Origin of the sequence: Methanoculleus chikugoensis (assembly GCF_900095385.1) — an archaeon.
Classification (GTDB): Archaea; Halobacteriota; Methanomicrobia; order Methanomicrobiales; family Methanoculleaceae; genus Methanoculleus; species Methanoculleus chikugoensis_A.
Genome location: NZ_FMID01000006.1, coordinates 1 through 18280, shown reverse-complemented (window position 1 = coordinate 18280; position 18280 = coordinate 1). Strand labels below are relative to the sequence as shown.

The 18280-nt window shown below is 63.8% G+C and carries 17 protein-coding genes; 12 read left to right on the top strand and 5 right to left on the bottom strand.

Annotated features, from left to right (window positions below; genetic code table 11):
- The first annotated feature begins 139 nt into the window (after window positions 1–139).
- The 4 genes from L21_RS01445 to L21_RS14010 all read left to right on the top strand — a co-directional run bounded on the left by L21_RS01445 (window position 140) and on the right by L21_RS14010 (window position 4163).
- Window positions 140–1519, top strand: coding sequence for an MATE family efflux transporter (locus L21_RS01445; protein WP_074368730.1), 1380 nt, complete (start codon window positions 140–142; stop codon window positions 1517–1519).
- Window positions 1520–1671: 152 nt separating this feature from the next.
- On the top strand, window positions 1672–2487 hold the full coding sequence (locus L21_RS01440) for a class I SAM-dependent methyltransferase (RefSeq protein WP_083608686.1): 816 nt from the start codon (window positions 1672–1674) through the stop codon (window positions 2485–2487).
- Between the two features lie 166 nt (window positions 2488–2653).
- Entirely contained in the window at window positions 2654–3514 is an 861-nt protein-coding gene (locus L21_RS01435; RefSeq protein WP_074368729.1) for a S16 family serine protease, read from the top strand.
- Window positions 3515–3557: 43 nt separating this feature from the next.
- Window positions 3558–4163 carry a PsbP-related protein gene (locus L21_RS14010; protein WP_074368728.1) on the top strand — a complete coding sequence of 202 codons (606 nt, stop codon included), beginning with the start codon at window positions 3558–3560 and terminating at the stop codon, window positions 4161–4163.
- Window positions 4164–4641: 478 nt separating this feature from the next.
- Here the strand turns inward: L21_RS14010 and mutL are convergent, their stop codons facing one another.
- The gene (gene mutL, locus L21_RS01425; RefSeq protein WP_074368727.1) at window positions 4642–6399 is read right to left on the bottom strand and encodes a DNA mismatch repair endonuclease MutL; all 1758 of its coding nucleotides are present in this window, start codon (window positions 6397–6399) and stop codon (window positions 4642–4644) included.
- Entirely contained in the window at window positions 6396–9017 is a 2622-nt protein-coding gene (gene mutS / locus L21_RS01420; protein WP_074368726.1) for a DNA mismatch repair protein MutS, read from the bottom strand. Before mutS ends, mutL begins: the two co-directional genes overlap by 4 nt.
- Window positions 9018–9161: 144 nt before the next feature.
- On the opposite strand from mutS, the gene L21_RS01415 reads away from it, so the two are divergent.
- From L21_RS01415 to L21_RS01385, 7 genes are all read left to right on the top strand, one after another.
- On the top strand, window positions 9162–10415 hold the full coding sequence (locus tag L21_RS01415; RefSeq protein WP_074368725.1) for a 3-isopropylmalate dehydratase large subunit: 1254 nt from the start codon (window positions 9162–9164) through the stop codon (window positions 10413–10415).
- Window positions 10416–10418: 3 nt separating this feature from the next.
- Window positions 10419–10910 carry a 3-isopropylmalate dehydratase small subunit gene (locus tag L21_RS01410; protein ID WP_074368724.1) on the top strand — a complete coding sequence of 164 codons (492 nt, stop codon included), beginning with the start codon at window positions 10419–10421 and terminating at the stop codon, window positions 10908–10910.
- Window positions 10895–12016 (top strand): isocitrate/isopropylmalate dehydrogenase family protein, encoded by a 1122-nt coding sequence (locus L21_RS01405; RefSeq protein ID WP_074368723.1) that lies wholly within the window; start codon window positions 10895–10897, stop codon window positions 12014–12016. The genes L21_RS01410 and L21_RS01405 overlap by 16 nt, the downstream gene beginning before the upstream one ends.
- A 159-nt stretch (window positions 12017–12175) precedes the next feature.
- Window positions 12176–13339, top strand: a complete 1164-nt coding sequence (locus L21_RS01400; protein ID WP_074368722.1) for a nitrogenase component 1 — start codon at window positions 12176–12178, stop codon at window positions 13337–13339.
- A 92-nt stretch (window positions 13340–13431) separates the two neighbouring features.
- Window positions 13432–13635, top strand: a complete 204-nt coding sequence (locus L21_RS01395; RefSeq protein ID WP_074368721.1) for a hypothetical protein — start codon at window positions 13432–13434, stop codon at window positions 13633–13635.
- Between the two features lie 73 nt (window positions 13636–13708).
- Entirely contained in the window at window positions 13709–14029 is a 321-nt protein-coding gene (locus tag L21_RS01390; RefSeq protein WP_256711912.1) for a GNAT family N-acetyltransferase, read from the top strand.
- A gap of 174 nt (window positions 14030–14203) precedes the next feature.
- Window positions 14204–14791 (top strand): PH domain-containing protein, encoded by a 588-nt coding sequence (locus L21_RS01385; protein ID WP_074368720.1) that lies wholly within the window; start codon window positions 14204–14206, stop codon window positions 14789–14791.
- Between the two features lie 34 nt (window positions 14792–14825).
- Here L21_RS01385 and L21_RS01380 read toward each other — a convergent pair whose 3' ends face one another.
- From L21_RS01380 to cfbC, 3 genes are all read right to left on the bottom strand, one after another.
- Entirely contained in the window at window positions 14826–15299 is a 474-nt protein-coding gene (locus L21_RS01380) for a universal stress protein (RefSeq protein ID WP_074368719.1), read from the bottom strand.
- A gap of 72 nt (window positions 15300–15371) precedes the next feature.
- A complete protein-coding gene (locus L21_RS01375) occupies window positions 15372–16439 on the bottom strand; it encodes a nitrogenase component 1 (protein ID WP_074368718.1) in 1068 nt (355 codons plus the stop codon).
- Window positions 16399–17217 carry a Ni-sirohydrochlorin a,c-diamide reductive cyclase ATP-dependent reductase subunit gene (cfbC, locus tag L21_RS01370; protein WP_074368717.1) on the bottom strand — a complete coding sequence of 273 codons (819 nt, stop codon included), beginning with the start codon at window positions 17215–17217 and terminating at the stop codon, window positions 16399–16401. The genes L21_RS01375 and cfbC overlap by 41 nt, the downstream gene beginning before the upstream one ends.
- Before the next feature lie 228 nt (window positions 17218–17445).
- Between cfbC and L21_RS01365 the strand changes: the two genes are divergently transcribed.
- Window positions 17446–18066 carry a hypothetical protein gene (locus tag L21_RS01365; RefSeq protein WP_074368716.1) on the top strand — a complete coding sequence of 207 codons (621 nt, stop codon included), beginning with the start codon at window positions 17446–17448 and terminating at the stop codon, window positions 18064–18066.
- Window positions 18067–18280: the final 214 nt, after the last annotated feature.

Sequence of the window (18280 nt, the reverse complement as noted above, 5' to 3'; positions counted from 1 at the left end):
TTGAAATTCTTCTTATTCTGGTACTCATCATAGCCTGATCAGGGGCCTGAGGTGTCTTATTTTTTAATTTGTGCGATTATTGATGTTTTAACGATCCGTCAAGCTTTATCTTACTTCACCTCACATAATATGTGTTATCTTGACGGTCCAACATTCCAATAATCTCCTCACCGAAGGATCGGTCGGAAAAGGTCTCTGGATAGTGGCTCTTCCGATCATCATCAGCAACTTTCTCGCGAGCATCCTGGAGGTGGTGGATATGTATTTCATCGGCAAACTCGGCGATGTTCCGATCGCAGGCGGAGCGATGAGCATATCCATCATAATGGTGCTTACAACGGTGATCTTCGGGACCGTGACGGCAACGGCTGCATTCGTCTCGCGAGCCTACGGGTCGGAGCGGTTTGAGCGTATCCCGGTGATCCTCGCGCATTCGCTTTACCTGGCACTCGCCTTCTCGGCGATCCTCATGGTCATCGGCATCTTCTGGTCACAGGATCTCCTCCTGCTCCTTGGAGCGGAGAGCGAGGTCGCAGTGGTGGGAGCACGCTTCCTCTCCCCAATGCTGATGGGAATGTTCGTCTTCGTCACGCTGATGATCCTGACGACCGTGTTCCAGAGCACGGGCGATTCACGAACACCGATGTACGTGATGATCGCGGTGAACATCGTGAACATTGTCCTGAACCCAACGCTGATCACGGGCCTTGGCGGTCTCCCGGCGCTTGGAATAGCCGGATCCGCGTATGCGTCCCTTACGTCGCGTACGATCGGCGTGCTGCTTCTGATCGGGGTGATGTATCTGCCGTCCAGAAAGAACAGGCCGGTCAGGTTCCCGAAGAAGTGGACGCTTGAGCCACAGTTGATCAAGGACATCGTGAAGATCACGATACCTTCGGCGGTGCAGAGCGGGGTCAGGAGCTTTGCGTTCCTGGGGATGACGGCGATCGTTGCGCTGTACGGGACGGCGGCGGTGGCGGCATACGGCATCTGCCAGCGTCTGGATATGCTGGGCCTGATATTCGTGATGGGGCTCTGCACGGGAGTCGCGGTGATGGTCGGGCAGAACCTGGGAGCGGGAAAAGTGGAGAGAGCGGAGAAAGCGGTCAGGATCGCGATGATCGCGAACGCATCGTTCATGGCGATGGTGGGTATCCTCTATCTGTTGCATGCGAAGAATCTCCTGGCGCTCTTCGGCGCGACGGGCGAGTCGCTTGCAGACGGCATCCTGTTTATGCAGATAATCCCGATGTCGTACTTCGTGATCGCTATGGCGATGACGATGGGATTTGCGATGAACGGTGCGGGGATGACGAGACCCGGTATGTACGCGGCGATCGCGGGGCAGTTGATCGTGCAGGTGGGTCTTGCTGCGATCTTTGTGACGATGGGTCTGCCGCTGCAGTTCATCTGGTTCGCGGTGGTCTGCGGCACCGTGGTGGTGTTCCTGTGCGATCTGTTCTTCTACAGGCAGGGAGCCTGGAAGACAAAGAAACTGAATCTCGGCGGGGAGAATTAATCCGGAGAATCTCCGGCAACCTTTTTGTCGACCGGCCCCGCAAGGAGCCTCCGGACGTTTTTGTCCGCTGCGATCCTGTGCCGGTGGCTTGATGGTTTGTGACGGCGATACCTCGTCCGTGAGTGCCTGAGCGCTGTTCCGGTCGGGCTAACTTGCACGGAGGAAGTATCATCACGCATGCCTGGAACCCGGATGACTACCATCGCCACTCCACCGCCCAGCGGGCCTGGGCGCACGAGTTGATCGAGAAACTCGCGCTTGCCGGCGACGAGCGGGTGCTCGACCTCGGGTGCGGGGAGGGGAAGGTGACCGCGGAGATCGCGGCCTGCCTCCCCTCCGGTTCGGCGCTCGGCCTGGATCTCTCCCGCGACATGATCGCCTTCGCCCGGGAGCGCTTCCCGCCGAAACAGTATCCGAATCTCCGGTTTATGGAGGGCGATATGCTCGACCTGCCGTTCGATCGGGAATTCGACGTCGTCTTCTCGAACGCCGCCCTGCACTGGGTTCCTGACCACGGCAGGGTATTTCAGGGCATCGCCCGCGCTCTCCGGCCGGGGGGAAGGGTCCTCCTCCAGATGGGCGGAAGAGGCAATGCCGCGCCGATCCTCGAACTCGCGGACGAGATGCTCGGGGAGGAGCCATGGAGGGGATTCTCCAGCGGTCCGTCCTCCCGTTACGCCTTCTACGGCCCAGAAGAGGAGCGCGAACTGCTGGAAGCGGCAGGGCTCACGCCCCTGCGGGTCGAGCTGATCGGGAAAGACATGACATTCGATCTGCTTGAGGGCCTCATGGGGTGGGTCCGGACCACCTGGCATCTTTACCTGGAGCCGCTGCCCGAAGACGTCCGGCCGACGTTCATCGAAGGAGTGGCGAACCGATACGTGGAGAGGTTCCCCTCGGCCGACGGCCGCATTCACGTCCCCATGGTGCGCCTCGAGGTGGAGGGGGTCAAAGAGCCGGAGCCCTGACCGGATTGGGGGAGTGCTCAGGCTCGCACTTCGCGTTCTTCGCGGCTTCGCGTGAGGCTAAAGGGTGGGATCGCGCCTGCCGGTGCTCCGCTCCGGCCGCTCGCGGTGCTCGCGTCCATCGCGCCCAGAAAAATATATATCCGGCTGCATGGTATTCGGGCAGCATATGCGCATACGGGAGAGGACCCTGACAATTCTGCTTGTTCTGTCGCTTGTTGCGAACGTCTTCCTCCTGGCCGTTGTTCTCATGCCGTCGGACGACCTCTCCCCGGCGCTCTCCAGACCCGGGGAGGCCGACCCCCTCCCGACCGCGACCGTCGCCCCCCTCCTCCCCGTGGAGGCGGTCGAAAACGGAAGCGCCGCCTCGATGCAGGCGCCGGTCATCCTCCAGAAGATCGAGGTCGACCGGGGCGGCCCGTTCTTCTACGAGGAGATGACCGAAGAGGGGGCGATGGTGAACGTCTCGGTCGAGGTCGTGCCCGGGAGAGGGAGGGTGCTCGTCCAGACGACGCCCCTGATGGGGATAACTTTTCAGGACGCCGCGAACCTCGCGGTCGTCGTCGCCGCCAACCGGTCCCGTGCGGATCTTACAGAGAACGACATCATCTTCAGCATTCAGGGGCCGGAGGATATCTCCGAGATCGACGGCCCCAGTGCGGGGGCGCTGATGGCCGCGCTTCTCCTCTCGGTGCTGGAGAATATCCCGCTCAACGAGAGCGTGACCGTGACGGGAACCATCGACGAGGATGGGAAGATCGGCCCGGTCGGCGGGATCCTCGAGAAGGCCGAGGCTGCTCGCCGCGGCGGGAAGACGCTCCTCATCCTCTCCGACGAGAATAATCAAGTGTGCGATTACCATGAGGGAACCCGATCGTTCGGCGGACTACGAATCTCACGGCAATGGCCGCCCATCGTGGATTCAAAAGAGTATATCGAGGAAAACCTTGGTATCCGGGTGAAATACGTGAATACCCTCGACGACCTGCTCGCCGATCTTCGTGCCCCTGCGCCCGACCCGGCAGCCTGACTGAAGGATATTTATCTTCTCCCGGGCTACGTATCCGGATAGTATGAGAACAGAGAGACTGCTGATCGCCGGGGTCTTCGTGGTTGCCCTCGTCGTTGTCCTGGCGGTTCTGCTGCCGGGGCTCTCCGCGCCGCAACCCCCCGACCCCGGCCCGACCCAACCGCCTACCCCGGCTCCGACCTCGACCCCGACCCCGGCGCCCGTTCCCGGGAACGGCACCTACGTCAACGTCACCTACGGGTATGCCGTCACCTGCCCGGAGGGGTGGTTCTACACCGAATCCGGCGAGAGCGTCTGGTTCTCCTCGCCGGATAAGCACGAGGAGGTTCGCGTGAACACGAACCCGCTTTCGGCTCAAGGGGACGTCGAGAACGTTCTCGAAGCGCTGAACGCGACCTACGCCGAGGATCTTCGCACCGGGATCGGTGCCGAATGGGTCTCGACGGAGGAGATCTCCCTTGACGGCGTTCCGGCGTACGAGTCGGTCTTCTCCGTCCCCATCGTCGATGAAGACCGGTATACCTTCGTCATCCGTTACGGCGTCAACGAAGGCGTCATCTACTCGGTCATGCACACGGTCTTCCCCCCCGAGTACGATGTTTACAACGTCGACGCGGCCCCGACGGCGGAGTCGTTCCGCTTCCTCTAACTTTTTTTTTGGCCCCGCACCCCTATCCGGAAGCATCGAGGATAACAGCCCTGACCGTGAGTTCGGGTTCATCATAAAATAGGTGGCGGGGAGATGGTGTTGTCGAGAGACAATCATCTCCGGCAGGACGTTTAGAGGGGTGTTTCCCCGTCACCTGTTCTTTCCCAGCAGGATCTCGCGGGACCGGAGGGGAGGACCGCCGGGGCGAGAATACCGGTCTGCGAGTCGACAGTTCGGTCGTGTATCTGGGCCCGTACCGGTTATCTCCTCTCATACGGAGGCGAATCTGCTGGACTGGTATCGTATAGTTCAATCCGTTTCGTCTGCAGCGGGTGTCCGCTGCGACGTATAATCGTACTGATCTCCCGGGATAAATCCATTGTGATACGCTATTTTGTTTTTTGGGGCGTCTTTTTCCTGTTGATTTTTAAAAAATGCGTTTATCGGCGGTATTTCAGGTCACGGCGGCCGGGTGATTTCATCCCCGCCTGAACATCCCGTCGAGTTTGCGTCTGTCGAATGCCACGACCGTCGGCCTCCCGTGGGGGCATGTCCAGGGGGTCTTCGTCCGGGCGAGTTGCATGAGGAGACGCTTCTGCTGCTCGGGCGTGAGGATGGCGCCGGCCTTCACCGCCCCACGGCAGGCGACGATGCAGGTGACCGCCTCACGCCGGTCAGGGGCGGTTCGGGACTCGTCGGCGAGGAGGTCGGCGATCGCCTCCCGGACCGTTCCGGGGTCTTCGACCGCGCCGAGGGCGGCCGGCACTGCACGGACGGCGAAGGTGTCCCGTCCGAACTCCTCCACGACGAACCCGCCGTCTGTGAGGAGAGGTATCGCATCCCGGAGCGCAGCGGACTCCTTCGGGGGGAGCGAAACGATGACGGGCGTGATCAGTTCCTGCGACCCGGCCGCCCTGTCGCGCTGCTCCGAGACCTGGTCGTAGAGGATCCGCTCGTGGGCCGCATGCTGGTCGATGAGGTAGAGGGTGCCGTCGCTCCCCTCCGCCACGATGTAGGTCGCGGCCACCTGTCCGATCGGCTCCATCGCGGGGAGGAGGTTCTCTCCGCCTTCCGTCTCCGTCCGGCGGAGCTGCTTATCGGAGAGGGTGAGGCTTCGGTGGCCGGCCGTGTAGGATGCCCCGGGATCGGCGACCGGCGGCGGTGACGGCACCGGTTCGGCCCCCCCGGGAACGATCTGCTGCTGAACCGGCTCGTCCGGGGTCTCGCGTGCGAGGTCGTGCTTGGCAAGCGCCTCTTCCACTGCGGCCGCAATCGCCCCCGTGATCTCCCGCTCCCGGGAGAGGCGGACCTCCCGTTTGGTCGGGTGGACGTTGACGTCCACGAGACCGGTGTCGATCGAGAGTTCGAGGAACGCCACCGGGTAGCGGTCTTTCGGGAGGAGGGTGCCGTAGCCCTCCCGGACGGCGGCGGCGATCTGCCGGGAGGAGATGCTTCTCCCGTTGATGCTGACGGAGATCTGCGAGGGGTTCCCCCGGCTCTCCGACGGCCGGGAGATGTAGCCGCCGATACGGAGGAACGGGAGCCTTCCCTCGGCCGGGACGAGCGACCTGGCGAGTTCGGCGCCGTAAAGCCCCGCGATGGTGGTTAAGCCCCCTCCCGATCGCTGGGTCGCCATCCGCTCCTTGCCGTTGTGCACCACCCGGAAGGCGACCTCGCCGTGGGCAAGGGCGAGACTCTCCACGACCCCGTAGACGTGGGCGAGTTCGGTGTTTCTGCTTTTGAGGAACTTCCGGCGGGCAGGGGTGTTGTAGAAGAGGCGTTCCACCGCGATCGTCGTCCCTTCCGGTGCTCCCACCTCGCTCTTCTCCACAACGTCGCCGCCCCTGACGACGATCCGCGTCCCGGCGAGCGCTCCCCCTCCCCGCGGGCGGGTGACCAGGGTCACCTCCGCGACGGCGGCGATGCTCGCGAGCGCCTCCCCCCGGAACCCGAGGGTGCGGATGGCGGAGAGATCGGCGATCTCCCGGATCTTGCTCGTTGCGTGGGGGTGAAACGCGAGGGCCGCCTCCTCCCCGGTCATGCCCTCCCCGTTGTCGGTCACCCGGATCTTCGTAATCCCCGCCATGTCCGAGGAGACGTCGAGGAGGATGCTCGTCGCACCCGCGTCGATCGCGTTCTCGAGGAGTTCCTTCACCACCGATGCCGGTCGCTCCACGACCTCGCCGGCGGCGATCTGGTTCACGGTGTCGGGATCGAGGACGCGGATCTTCGTCATCGCTCACTCCTCTCCCCGTTCGCGAGTCTCTGAAGCCTGCAGAGGACGTTCAGCGCCTCGATAGGAGTCATCTCGTTGGGACTCATGGTTTTGAGTTCACTGACCGCCGGGTTCTCCTCCACGACCCCCTCGCCGGGGTCGACGAGGAGCATCTGGGTGTAACGGGGAGCCCGCACCCCGGCCGGGAGTTCCCGGGTCGACGCCTCCTTCAGGAGTTCCATCGCTCGGTCGGTCACCTTCTTCGGGATCCCGGCAAGGTGTGCGACGTGGACGCCGTAGCTCCGGTCGGTCGCGCCGGGGATGATTTTTCTGAGGAAGACGACGTCCTGCCCGGTATCCTTCACCGCGAAGTGGAAGTTCTTCACCCGCTTGAGCGATCCTTCGAGGTCGACCAGGTCGTGGAAGTGGGTCGCAAAGAGCGTCCTCGGCCCCGCGACCGCTTTTCCGTGCAGGAACTCCACGACCGCCCGGGCAATCGAGCACCCGTCCAGCGTGCTCGTTCCTCGCCCGATCTCGTCGAGGATGACGAGGCTCTGCGGCGTCGCGTTGTTCAGGATGTTTGCAAGTTCCAGCATCTCGACCATGAACGTGGACTGTCCGGAGGCGAGGTCGTCGAACGCCCCGACCCGGGTGAAGACGCGGTCGACGATCCCGACGGTGGCGTGCCGGGCCGGGACGAAACTCCCCATCTGGGCCATGATACAGCAGAGCGCCACCGCCCGCATGTAGGTGGACTTGCCCGCCATGTTCGCCCCGGTGATGATCATGATCTGGTCGCCGGCGGAGTCGAGTTCCGTGTCGTTCGGGACGAACGGGACCGGGAGGTGCCGCTCCACCACCGGGTGGCGGCCGTCGCGGATGACGATCCGGCCGTTCTCCTCGATCGCAGGGCGGGTGTAGTTGTAGCGGGCGGCGATCTCGGCAAGCGCCGCATAGACGTCGAGGAGCCCCACCGCCCGGGCGGTCGCCTGGAGGCCGGCGACCTCCGCCGTGAGCGTCCGGACGAGTTCGGCGTAGATCTCCGCTTCGAGGGCAGTAAGTCGCTCTTCGGCGGTCGCGATCATCGCCTCCTTCTCCCGGAGGTCGGGGATCGTGTAGCGCTCGCCGTTCGCGGTCGTCTGCCGCCGCTCGTACTCCGGCGGCACCAGGTGCAGGTTCGGTCTCGTCACCTCGATGTAGTAGCCGAAGACCCGGTTGTAGCCGATCTTGAGCGACTTGATCCCGGTTCTCTCCCGTTCCTGCTGCTGGAACTCCGCGATCCAGTCCTTTCCGGTCGTCGCGAGGTGCCGGAGTTCGTCGAGTTTCTCGTTGAACCCCTCGCGGATCATCCCGCCGGCCACTGCGCGTGCCGGCGGGTCGTCGACGATCGCCCGGCCGACGAGGTCGACGACGTGAGCGTGATCGCTCATCGCGGCGAGGGCCTCGCGGACCAGGGCCGGAGCATCGGCGGGGAAGAGTTCCTTTACGTCCGGGATCGCTTCGAGCGACTCCCGGAGCGTCGCGAGATCCCTCGGCCCGGCGTTCCCGTAGGCGATCCTCCCCGCTATCCGCTCGATATCGGCGAAGTCGCCGAGGGTCGCGCGAAACGCCTGTCTCTCGAGCGCGTGCTCGAAGAACCACTCAACCGCGTCGAGCCGCGCCTCGATGGCGTCCTTCCCGAGCAGGGGGGCGATCAGGAACGACCGCATCGTCCGGCTCCCCATCGATGTCTCCGTGGCGTCGAGTGCGGCAAGAAGGGTGTTTGCGTCGCCCTCGCCCCGGATGCCCGCGGTGATCTCCAGGTTCCGCAGGGTGATCGCGTCGAGCGCCATGTTCCCCGACGGAACCCGCGTCGAGAGTCCCGAGATGTGGGAGAGGGGCGACTGCTGGGTCTCCTGGGCGTAGCGGAGCGCCGCTCCGGCCGCGGCGATCGCGCCCGGTATTCCCGCGCACCCGTAGCCGTCGAGCGTCGCCGTCCCGAACTGCCCGCAGAGCCGCTCGTACGCCGCGTCAACATCGAAGGCGTCGTCGCGGTAGCGGCTCACCGTCACCCCGAGGGCTTCGAGCCTGGCGGGGAGGGCGTCTGCGAGGCTTTCGGGAACTATTGCCTCTGAGGGGCGGTGCCTCACGACCTCCGAGACGATCTCGGCGTAGTCTCGCCCGCCGCTCCCCGAGGAGACGAAGAAATCGCCGGTAGAGACGTCCAGGAACGCGAGGCCGAAGGTATCTTTCCGGTCGGGGGCGACCGCCATCAGGTAGTGGGCGCCGGCTGAGCCGAGCATCGATGAGTCGATCAACGTTCCGGGGGTGATCACTCTCGTGACCTCCCGCTTCACCACGCCTTTCGCGGTCTTCGGGTCCTCCACCTGGTCGCAGATCACCACCTTGTAGCCCTTCGCTACCAGGCGGGCGATATAGCCGTCGACGGCGTGATGGGGAACGCCCGCAAGCGGCATCCGGTCGCCGTTCTTATCCTTGCCCCGGGCCGTCAGGGTGATGTCGAGTTCCCGGGCCACCACGCCGGCGTCCTCGCCGAAGGTCTCGAAGAAGTCCCCCATCCGGAAGAAGATGACGGCATCGGGGTACCGGGCCTTCACTGAGTAATACTGCCGCATCGCCGGGGTCGGTCCGTCGGTCATCACTTCTCCTTATAGAATCCGCACGGGGCCACATAAGGATACTGTCCCGGAAATCGGCTGGAACGTGCTCCGATTAACTGCACCACCCCGGCGGGTCCCGGCAAACTACATACGTCCGGAACGCGTACCAGAACACGATACTGTATGTCGGCGACTATCGCAGAAAAGATATTTTCGCAACGGTGCGGGAGATCCGTCCGTGCGGGAGAGGTGGTGATGGCACCCGTGGATGCGGCGATGATCCACGACATCACCGGCCCGCTTGCGGTCAGGGTCTTTCGCGAGATGGGTGGAGAACGCGTCTATGATCCGGAACGGATCATTATGCTCTTCGACCATCAGGTACCCGCCGACTCGATACCCGCCGCCGAGAACCACGTCTTCATGCGGCAGTTTGCTGAAGAGCAGGGAATCTACAACTACGATCTCATCGAGGGCGTCTGCCACCAGGTCGTGATGGAGAAGGGACGGGCGGCGCCGGGCGAGATCATCGTCGGCACCGACTCCCACACCTGCACCTACGGCGCGGCGGGGGCGTTCGCGACCGGGATCGGTTCGACCGATATGGGTTTCGTCCTGAAGTTCGGGGCGCTCTACTTCCGGGTACCCGAGAGCATTCTGGTCGAGGTTGAGGGTGCGTTCGGCAAAAGAGTCGGGGCAAAAGACCTGATCCTCTCTCTCGCCGGCGACATCGGCGCCGACGGGGCGACCTACATGGCGCTCGAGTTCACCGGCGATGCCATGCATGATATGAACATGGCGGGGCGGATGACCTGCGCGAATATGGCGATCGAGATGGGGGCAAAGGCGGGGATCGTGGCGCCCGATGCGGCCACCTGGGACTATGTCACCGCCCGGCGCGATATCGAGCCGTTCACCCTCGAGGGCGATGCGGATGCGGTATACGCAGGCCGCCGGCACTACGACGTCACCGACCTCGCCCCGCAGGTCGCCGTCCCGCACAACGTCGACAACGTCGTGGATGTGACGAAGGTCGCCGGGACGAAGGTCGACCAGGTCTTCATCGGCTCCTGCACGAACGGTCGCTACGAAGACCTCGCCGAGGCGGCGGAGGTGCTCGGGAACGCTGACCGTTTCGCGGACGGTGTAAGGGTGATCGTCATCCCCGCCTCGCGGACGGAGTACCTCAAGGCCCTCCGCGGGGGGCTGATCGAGCGGTTCGTCGAGGCGGGCGCGCTTGTGGAAGCGCCCTGCTGCGGCCCCTGCATGGGCGGGGCGTTCGGCCTCCTCGCTCCGGGAGAGGTCTCGCTCTCGACATCGAACCGGAACTTCCGGGGGAGGCAGGGGAGCGCTCAGGCGTCGGTCTACCTCTCCTCGCCGGCGACGGCGGCGGCAAGCGCCCTCTACGGCGAGATCACCGACCCGAGGGAGGTGTGAATCATGCGAGTCTGGAAGTTCGGCGACGATATCGATACGGATGCAATCATACCGGGGAGGTTCCTCACGATCTACGACCCGGCGGAACTCTCGAAGCACGCGTTTGAGGGAACGAGAGATGAGTTCGCGAAAGAGGTGCGGGACGGCGACGTCGTCGTCGCCGGGAGTAACTTCGGGTGCGGCTCCTCCCGGGAGCACGCGCCGCTCGCGCTCCTCGGCGCCGGGGTGAAGGTCGTGGTCGCGAAGTCCTTTGCGCGGATCTTCTACCGGAACGCCGTCAACACGGGACTCCTGCCCCTGATCTCTGCCGGGACGGACTCTATCCGTGACGGGGATGCCGTGACCGTGAATATCGCCGGAGGCTACATCGATGTGAACGGGGAGCGGCTCCCCGTCGAGCCGGTGCCCGGGTTCATGAAAGAGATCGTCGATGCCGGCGGGCTTGTGGCCTACGCGAAAGACCTGGATGAGGTGAAGACATGCAGCACAGAGTAGCCGCGATAGGCGGGGACGGGATCGGCCCGGAGATCGTCGCGGCAGGAAGAGAGGTCATCGACGCAGCGGGAGAGCGGTATGGATTCGATATCGCGTGGACCGACTTCGATATCGGGGCGGAGCGCTACCTCGCGACCGGCGAACTCCTGACCGAAGAGGATATCCGGGAACTCTCGAAGTTCTCCGCGATCTACTTCGGCGCCATCGGCGACGACCGGGTGAAGCCCGGGATCCTGGAGAAGGGCATCCTGCTCGCGATCCGGTTCCACTTCGACCAGTTCATCAACCTCAGGCCGATCAAACTCCTCGACGGCGTCGCAACGCCGCTCGCGAACAAGGGCCCGGAGGATATCGACTTCGTCGTCGTCCGGGAGAACACCGAGGACTTCTACGTCGGGATCGGTTCGCGGTTTGCCGTAAGACACGAGCAGAAGACCCTTGAGGTCGTCCGCGACATCTACAACGTCAGGTTCGGCCTCGACGTCGAGACCGACGCCGACGAACTCGCTTACCAGATCGGCGTCGTCACGCGAGAGGGTGCACAGCGGGCAATCCGCTACGCCTTCGATCTTGCGGAGCAGAGGGAGAAGAAGGTCACGTCGGTCGACAAGGCGAACGTCCTCTCCGACGTCTACGGCCTCTGGCGCGACGTCTTCACGGACGTCGCCGCCGGATATCCGGACGTCAAGACGGAGTTCAACTTCGTCGACGCCGTCACGATGTGGTTCGTCAAGAACCCCGAGTGGTTCGACGTCGTCGTCACCCCGAACATGTTCGGCGACATCATCACCGACCTCGGCGCCATGATCCAGGGCGGGCTCGGGCTCGCCCCCGGCGGGAACATCAACCCGAAGGGCACCTCGATGTTCGAGCCGATCCACGGTTCCGCGCCGAAGTACCGCGGTCAGGACGTTGCAAACCCGCTTGCGACCGTCTGGGCGGGCTCGATGCTCCTCGACCACCTCGGCGAGCACGAGGCGGCGGCGGCCGTCCTCCGGGCGATCGAGAAGAGCATCCTCGACGGATACGTCACCCGGGACATGGGCGGCGCGAGGAAGACGAGCGAGGTCGGGCGGTACCTCGCGTCGCTTGTGAAGGCGGTGTAGGGCCGCCACCAGTATCATCATCTCATGTGAAGTCGTGAAGCCCTGAAGTTGTTAACAACTTCCGGTTGCTGGCAGCCACACAGACTTCGTGACGGTCTCCTGGACATCCCCGCAGATCCCGTCTTTTATATCCCCGCACCGCCATGATCTTGTAGACCGATGCAGGAAGAGCAGCAAACACCGTGCGAGAACCCCCTCTGGCCCTGTGCGATGACCGGGGCGGTCGCCTGTCTCTCGGGGTTCGAGGATATCGCCGTCGTCGTCCACGGTTCGAGCGGGTGCTACTTCTATCCCGCGTCGCTTGTCGGGGTCCCCATCCACGGGACGTTCCTCGTCGAGAACGAGGTCATCTTCGGCACGGAGTCCCGGCTCGCGGAGGTGATCCGGGAACTCGTTGGCCGCTACGCCCGGATAGCCGTGGTCAACACCTGCGTGCCCGCGATCATGGGTGAGGATATCGGCGACCTTGCCGGCGACGGGCAGATCCTCGTCGTCGACAGCCCCGGGTTCCTCGGCGACCTCGAGGCCGGCTACCGCCGTGCGCTCGATACGATCGCGCCGGAGGTTGACCCTGACGTTCCGGGCGTCAACATCGACGGTATCTGCCGCACCGACCCCTTCTGCCGGGGAAACGCCCTCGAAGCGCGGCGCCTGCTCAACCTCGCAGGAGTCGGTGTCGCCACCACCTTCTGCCTCGACCGCTACGCCGCAACCCGCCGGGCGGCGCCGTTCACCGTCGGGACGAACCCGGATCTCGCGAGCGGCGTCGGGACGTGGTGCGGCTCGCTTCTCGGCCTCGATGCGGTCGGTGAGACGTTCGAGCGGCTTCTCGCCTTGATCGACGGCGTGGATCCCCGCCCGGTCATGGAAGAAGTCGCGTGGGCCGATGCCCGGATCAGGAAGGCCTGCGAGAAGTACCTCAGGAGGTTCGACCCTCCACGGGTCGCGATCGCCGGCGGTGCCGCATACGCCTCGTTTGCCGCCGACCTCCTCGACCGGTATCTCGGTGCCGAGATCGCCTGCGTCGCCGCCCGGAACGGTTCCTCCGGCAACGGCGTCACCCGTACGACCGACTTCTCGGTCATCCGCGAGATGATCCTTGACGCCGAACCCGACCTGATCCTCGGCTCCTCCTACGAGGCGGCGATCGCTCCCGGCGCCGCGTTCGTCGGGCTGACGCTGCCGCTCCGGGACAGGGTCGCTCTCTCCTCCCACGCAGTCGCCGGGGTGGAAGGGGCGCTCCGGCTGATGGAAGAGGTGCTCAACGCCTGCATCAACCGGAACCGGGCAGGCCGCGGCGATCCCTTCACGCCCTCCCGGTGAGCAGCCGTACCTGCCATAAGATATTTATCACCCGGCGGATACCGGAGAGCCGGTTCGTCCGCAGGGCGGGCCGGTATGAGGGGGGTTATGGTATGACACATCACGGCGGTTACGGCGCCCATGACATGCTTCTCGGGAAGATGTACGATCTCCTCGACGAAGACGAGATGCGGCAATTGATGGTGCGGATGATCGAGTCCCGCATCAAGATGAAGGAGCAGCACATCGAGATGATGCAGTACAAGATCGAGACCTACAAGATGGCACGGGATATGCTCAAGAAGGGCATGAAGTAGTGAGGGTCCGGCTCGGGAGCGTTCCCCGCAGGGGATAGTCTCCTCTTTTTTACATCGCGACGTATATACCGGCATGGAACCGATGATCAGGGGATACCTTGATGAGGATTTCCCGGCGGTCTGTGCCCTCGAGCGGGAGAACAGCCCAAAAGGATGCAAGCCCGAGGTCTTCGTCCGGCAGGCAGGCGTCCTCTTTGCCGATACCTTTCTCGTTATGGAATGCGGCGGGGAGGTCGCCGGCTACACCATCGGCGCTCTCGTCCAGCACCGGCAGACAACGGGATGGATCGTCCGGCTGGTGGTGGCGGAGCGGTACCGGCGCAGGGGGTTCGGGGAGAGCCTCGTTGCCGCCGTCGTCGCCACCCTCCGGGAGCGGGGAGCGTATGAGGTCTAACTCTCGGTCGCGCCGGAGAACCAGGCCGCTCGGGCGCTCTACACGAGGCACGGCTTTTTGGAGACGGACATCTTCCCGGCCTACTTCGGCGAGGGAGCCGATCGCTGTATCCTCCGAAGAGACCTCACCGGTCGGGAAGATTTAATCTGTTCCGGTTGAGATCAGTGTGATACCATGCCCCTCACCACCTTCCGCATAGGAGAACCGTTCAAACCAGTACTGCAGTTCCGGTCGTACCTCTACGCGTCCCTGATCCTGGCCGTCGTCGTCTTCGTCCTGCCCTGGCTCGCTCCAGTCGTCGTCTTCAGCCCGCTGCCCGTCGCTCTCGCCGTCGGCGTCCCGGTGCTCGCCGTCATCGTCTTCGTCGCCTACTGGGTGCCGCTCTACCACGAGAGCATCGTCTACCGGCTCACCGTCACTGAGGTGACCTGGCAGCGCGGGGTCTGGTTCCGGCAGACGGGGATCGTCCCCTACAACCGGATCACGAACGTCGATATCTCCCAGGGGCCCCTGATGCGGTTCTTCTCATTCTCGGCCGTTCGGGTGCAGACGGCGGGCTACTCCGCCCAGGCGCAGGCGGAGATCGTCATCAACGGGATAGCGGACCCGAAGGATCTTCAGGAGAAGATCATGAACTTCGTGCGGACGACCGGGCCGGTCGCCGCGACCGGAGGCGAGCCCGAAGGGGCGCCGGCCGCCGATGCGGTGGTGGAGGAACTCCGGGCGATACGGCGGCTGCTCGAGAGCCGGCAGGAACGGTAGATACCTTTTTTGACACAGGGAGGTGGGGGAAGGACTACCTCCCGGCAACAGTCTTCCGCTTGATGACCAGGACCGGCTGGTGGGCGTTCTTGATCACGTACTCCGAGACCGTCCCGAGCAGGCGGTCTCGGATGTTCGACCGGCCGTGGGAGCCGATGACGATGAGCGAGGCTCCTTCCGCATCGGCCGCGGCCACGATCTCCTCTCCCGGATTACCGGCAGGCGTCCGGACGGTCACCTTCACGCCCTGCCTCTCGAGCGCCCGGCGGGTGTCGATGATCCGGTGCTGGATCTCTTCTCGCAACTCTTTCTGCGCCTCGGTCTCCCGGTCGGGCACGGTTCCGAGGAACCCCTGCCCCCCTGAAGCGATCAGCGTGATCTCTTTTGAGTCGATGACGTGGACGAGAACCACCTCGCGGGTTCCCGCCTCGTGCAGCACGGGAATATAGTCCAGCACCTTCATGGAAGGTTCCGAGAAGTCCGTTGGAAACAGGATGCGTTCGAACATTCTGGCTCTCTCTCCGATGAGACCCTTTCTGCGGAGGAGATATAAAAGAGATTGTGCGGGCGCCGGCCCCCCTCACCCCCGCCGCTTCTCCCGGATCAGCACCCGCCAGCGGTGCAGCATCCGCCGTAGGCCGGCGGTCCCGACGGGCGCCGGGTAGGGGAGGGGGATCGCCGCCCCGTCCGGGTCGACGATAAGATTGAGGGCTTCGGCGCACTCGGTGCAGATGGCCTCCGCGCCCGGATCGCCCCTGAGCATGGGATGGGGGGACCGAAAGCATACCCGACTCCCGGCGATATCGTCGAACCGGGAGAGCATCTCTGCCTGGTGGCTCTGTTCCTCCTCGACGGCGGCGGTGGCGTCGATGCCGCAGATCCGGCCGACTTCTTCGAGGAACCGGCACGTCCCGCTAAGGCCCGCCGGGAACGAGTCCACGTACGGCGTACCGAGCCTTCGTTCGAGGTCTTCGCCGACCGGGCGGAGCGCCGGTTCCCGGAGGATGTTCACGGCGGCCGAGCCGAGCCGTCTGATATCCTGCGTCTCGATCCCCCGCACGAACCGGAGGTTGACCGCTATCCCGAGCCGGGAGAGAAGGCGCACGATCTCGGCCGCGTTCTCCTCGACGCCGTACTCCAGGTTCTTCTCGCCGATCAGGTTTGCCGAGAGGGTTTTTTCGTCCGCAGGACCGGCAAGCGATGCGACGGAGGAGAGGGCGTTCATCACCCCCGTCTCGAAGACCCCGCCGAGGAATCCGGCGGTCGGCACCGGGATCACCGGAACGCCCCGGCTTTTCGCGCAGATTGCCGCGACGTCGTCTCCGATCGTCTCGACGATGCAGGTCGAGAGGACGAAGACGGCGGCGGGCGAGAGCGAGAGCGCTTGCGCGACGGTCTCCTCCAGCGCGTCTTCGCCCCCGAAGATGATGCCGTTCTCCGTTAAGCGGGTGGAGAGAAGGCGGGGGACCTCGAGCCGGTCGTTCGCGAGGTGGGTGGCGTGCAGGAGCGAGAAGTTGTGGTGTGTGCACCCCGCCGGGCCGTGGATGACAGAGACGGCGTCCCGTACCTCTGTCGTCACCGAGAGCGCCCCGGTCAGGGTACACCCCTCAAACCTGGACGAATTCGAGGGCGAAGGATTCGAGTTCATCCATCTCAAGGGGTGTGGGGATGCTTGTCGTCTCGTTGCCGTAGACCGTGCGTGCGAGTTCCTGGTAGACCGCAGCCTGGCCGGACTCGGGGGCGTACTCGACGACCGTCTGCTTCTGCAGTTCCGCGATCTGCACCACCCGGTCGCGGGGGATGTAGGCGATGAGCCGGGAGTTAATCCGGCGGGCGAACTCCTCCACGAGTTCCTGCTCGCCCTCGATGTTCTTTGCGTTGCAGATGACGCCCCCGAGCGTGCACCTGCTCCGCACCCGGCGCGAGAGGCGCGCAATGGCTTTTGCGATGTTGTTTGCCGCGTAGATGGACATCAACTCGCCGGAGGTGACCAGGTAGATCTCCTGGGCGTATCCCTCGCGCATCGGCATCGCAAACCCGCCGCAGACGACATCACCGAGGACGTCGTAGACGATCACGTCGCCCTTGAGGGCGTCCAGGCGTTCGAGGAGCTGGAACGTCGCGATGATCCCCCGGCCGGCGCACCCGATCCCGGGCTCGGGCCCTCCGGCCTCCACGCAGCGCACGCCGCGAAAGCCCCGGTAGACCACGTCGTCGACGGTGATGTTCTCGTCTCCGCGCTCCCGGATGAGGTCGAGGACGGTCGGGATCCAGGTCCCGTGCATCAGCATGCGAGTGCTGTCGTGCTTCGGATCGCAGCCGATCTGCAGGATATCGAGTTTCTCTCCTGCGAGTGCTGCCGATAGGTTCGCTGCAGTGGTGGATTTCCCGATTCCCCCCTTCCCGTAGAGGGCGATCTGTTTCATTGGATCTACTATGCGCTTGCATGGGTAATTAGGTGTCGGATGCGGTTCCTGTTACGGAAGTATATATGCTTTATTGTGGGCCGATTGACGGCTCTGCAGGCCCCTTCTCCCCGAGCCCTTGTTCTCCCTGTCGATTTTAATAATCGGATATTTATAATTCGTTTTTTAAAACTGGAAAAGTATATAATGAACAATTTGAAACTCTTGTCAGGCAGAGGGAAACGAACCATGGACCCACGATTCCGATCACGGTTGGTTGCGGCGACGATTCTCATTTTCGTCGTCTGTTCGGTCTTCTCGGTGAGCCCGGTTGCCGGTTTCCGTCTGGAGAACAGGGATGGGAGCGGCACCGAAGCTGCACTTGCGGAGGCCCTGGTGCTACAGCAGAGCACCAAAATCCGGGAAGAGTTCATCGAGAACCTCACCGTCTACATCGACAGCAGGAACGGAGTGTTCAAGCGGGAGGGTGTATCCGGGGACGTGAGCGGGGTCTACGTCCCCGAGGAGAACGCCGTCTACATCCGGTCGGACAGGGATCCGGCGCGAGCCGACGAGGTCTTTGTCCAGCAGGTGGGCTACCGCGTCTACCGCACGATGGGGCTTGGCGAGAGCAAGGCGTTTGCGGCGCTTGCCGAAGACCCGGGCACCTACCTGGCCCGGATCGCCGCACCCCCAGGGGAGGAACGGGAGGCGGCAATCTTCGCCGAGGCCTTCATGCTCTACCACACCTCCCCGGAGGTCCTGAAGAAGTACGCTCCTGAGGTTCACACCTACATGGACCTGCTCGTCAAGAACGGTGGGGACAGGGCGGCGGTCGACGACCTGTACCTTCATAATCAGCCGGAGTAATCCGGCCGATTCTTTTTTTGAGCCGGGATAGTCGGGTCGGTTGACCTGGCGGCAAGGTAGTCCCGGAGGGCTCTTTTGCGAGGGATAGGAGCGTGGATATCCGAAGGAACGACGTTCTTCGAAGAACTTTGTTCTTCTCATGTTCACCGTGTTCGCACCTCAAACTTTGCGAGTTTTTCGCGCTTCCTTCAATCACGCCTCAGAGCATGCGGCT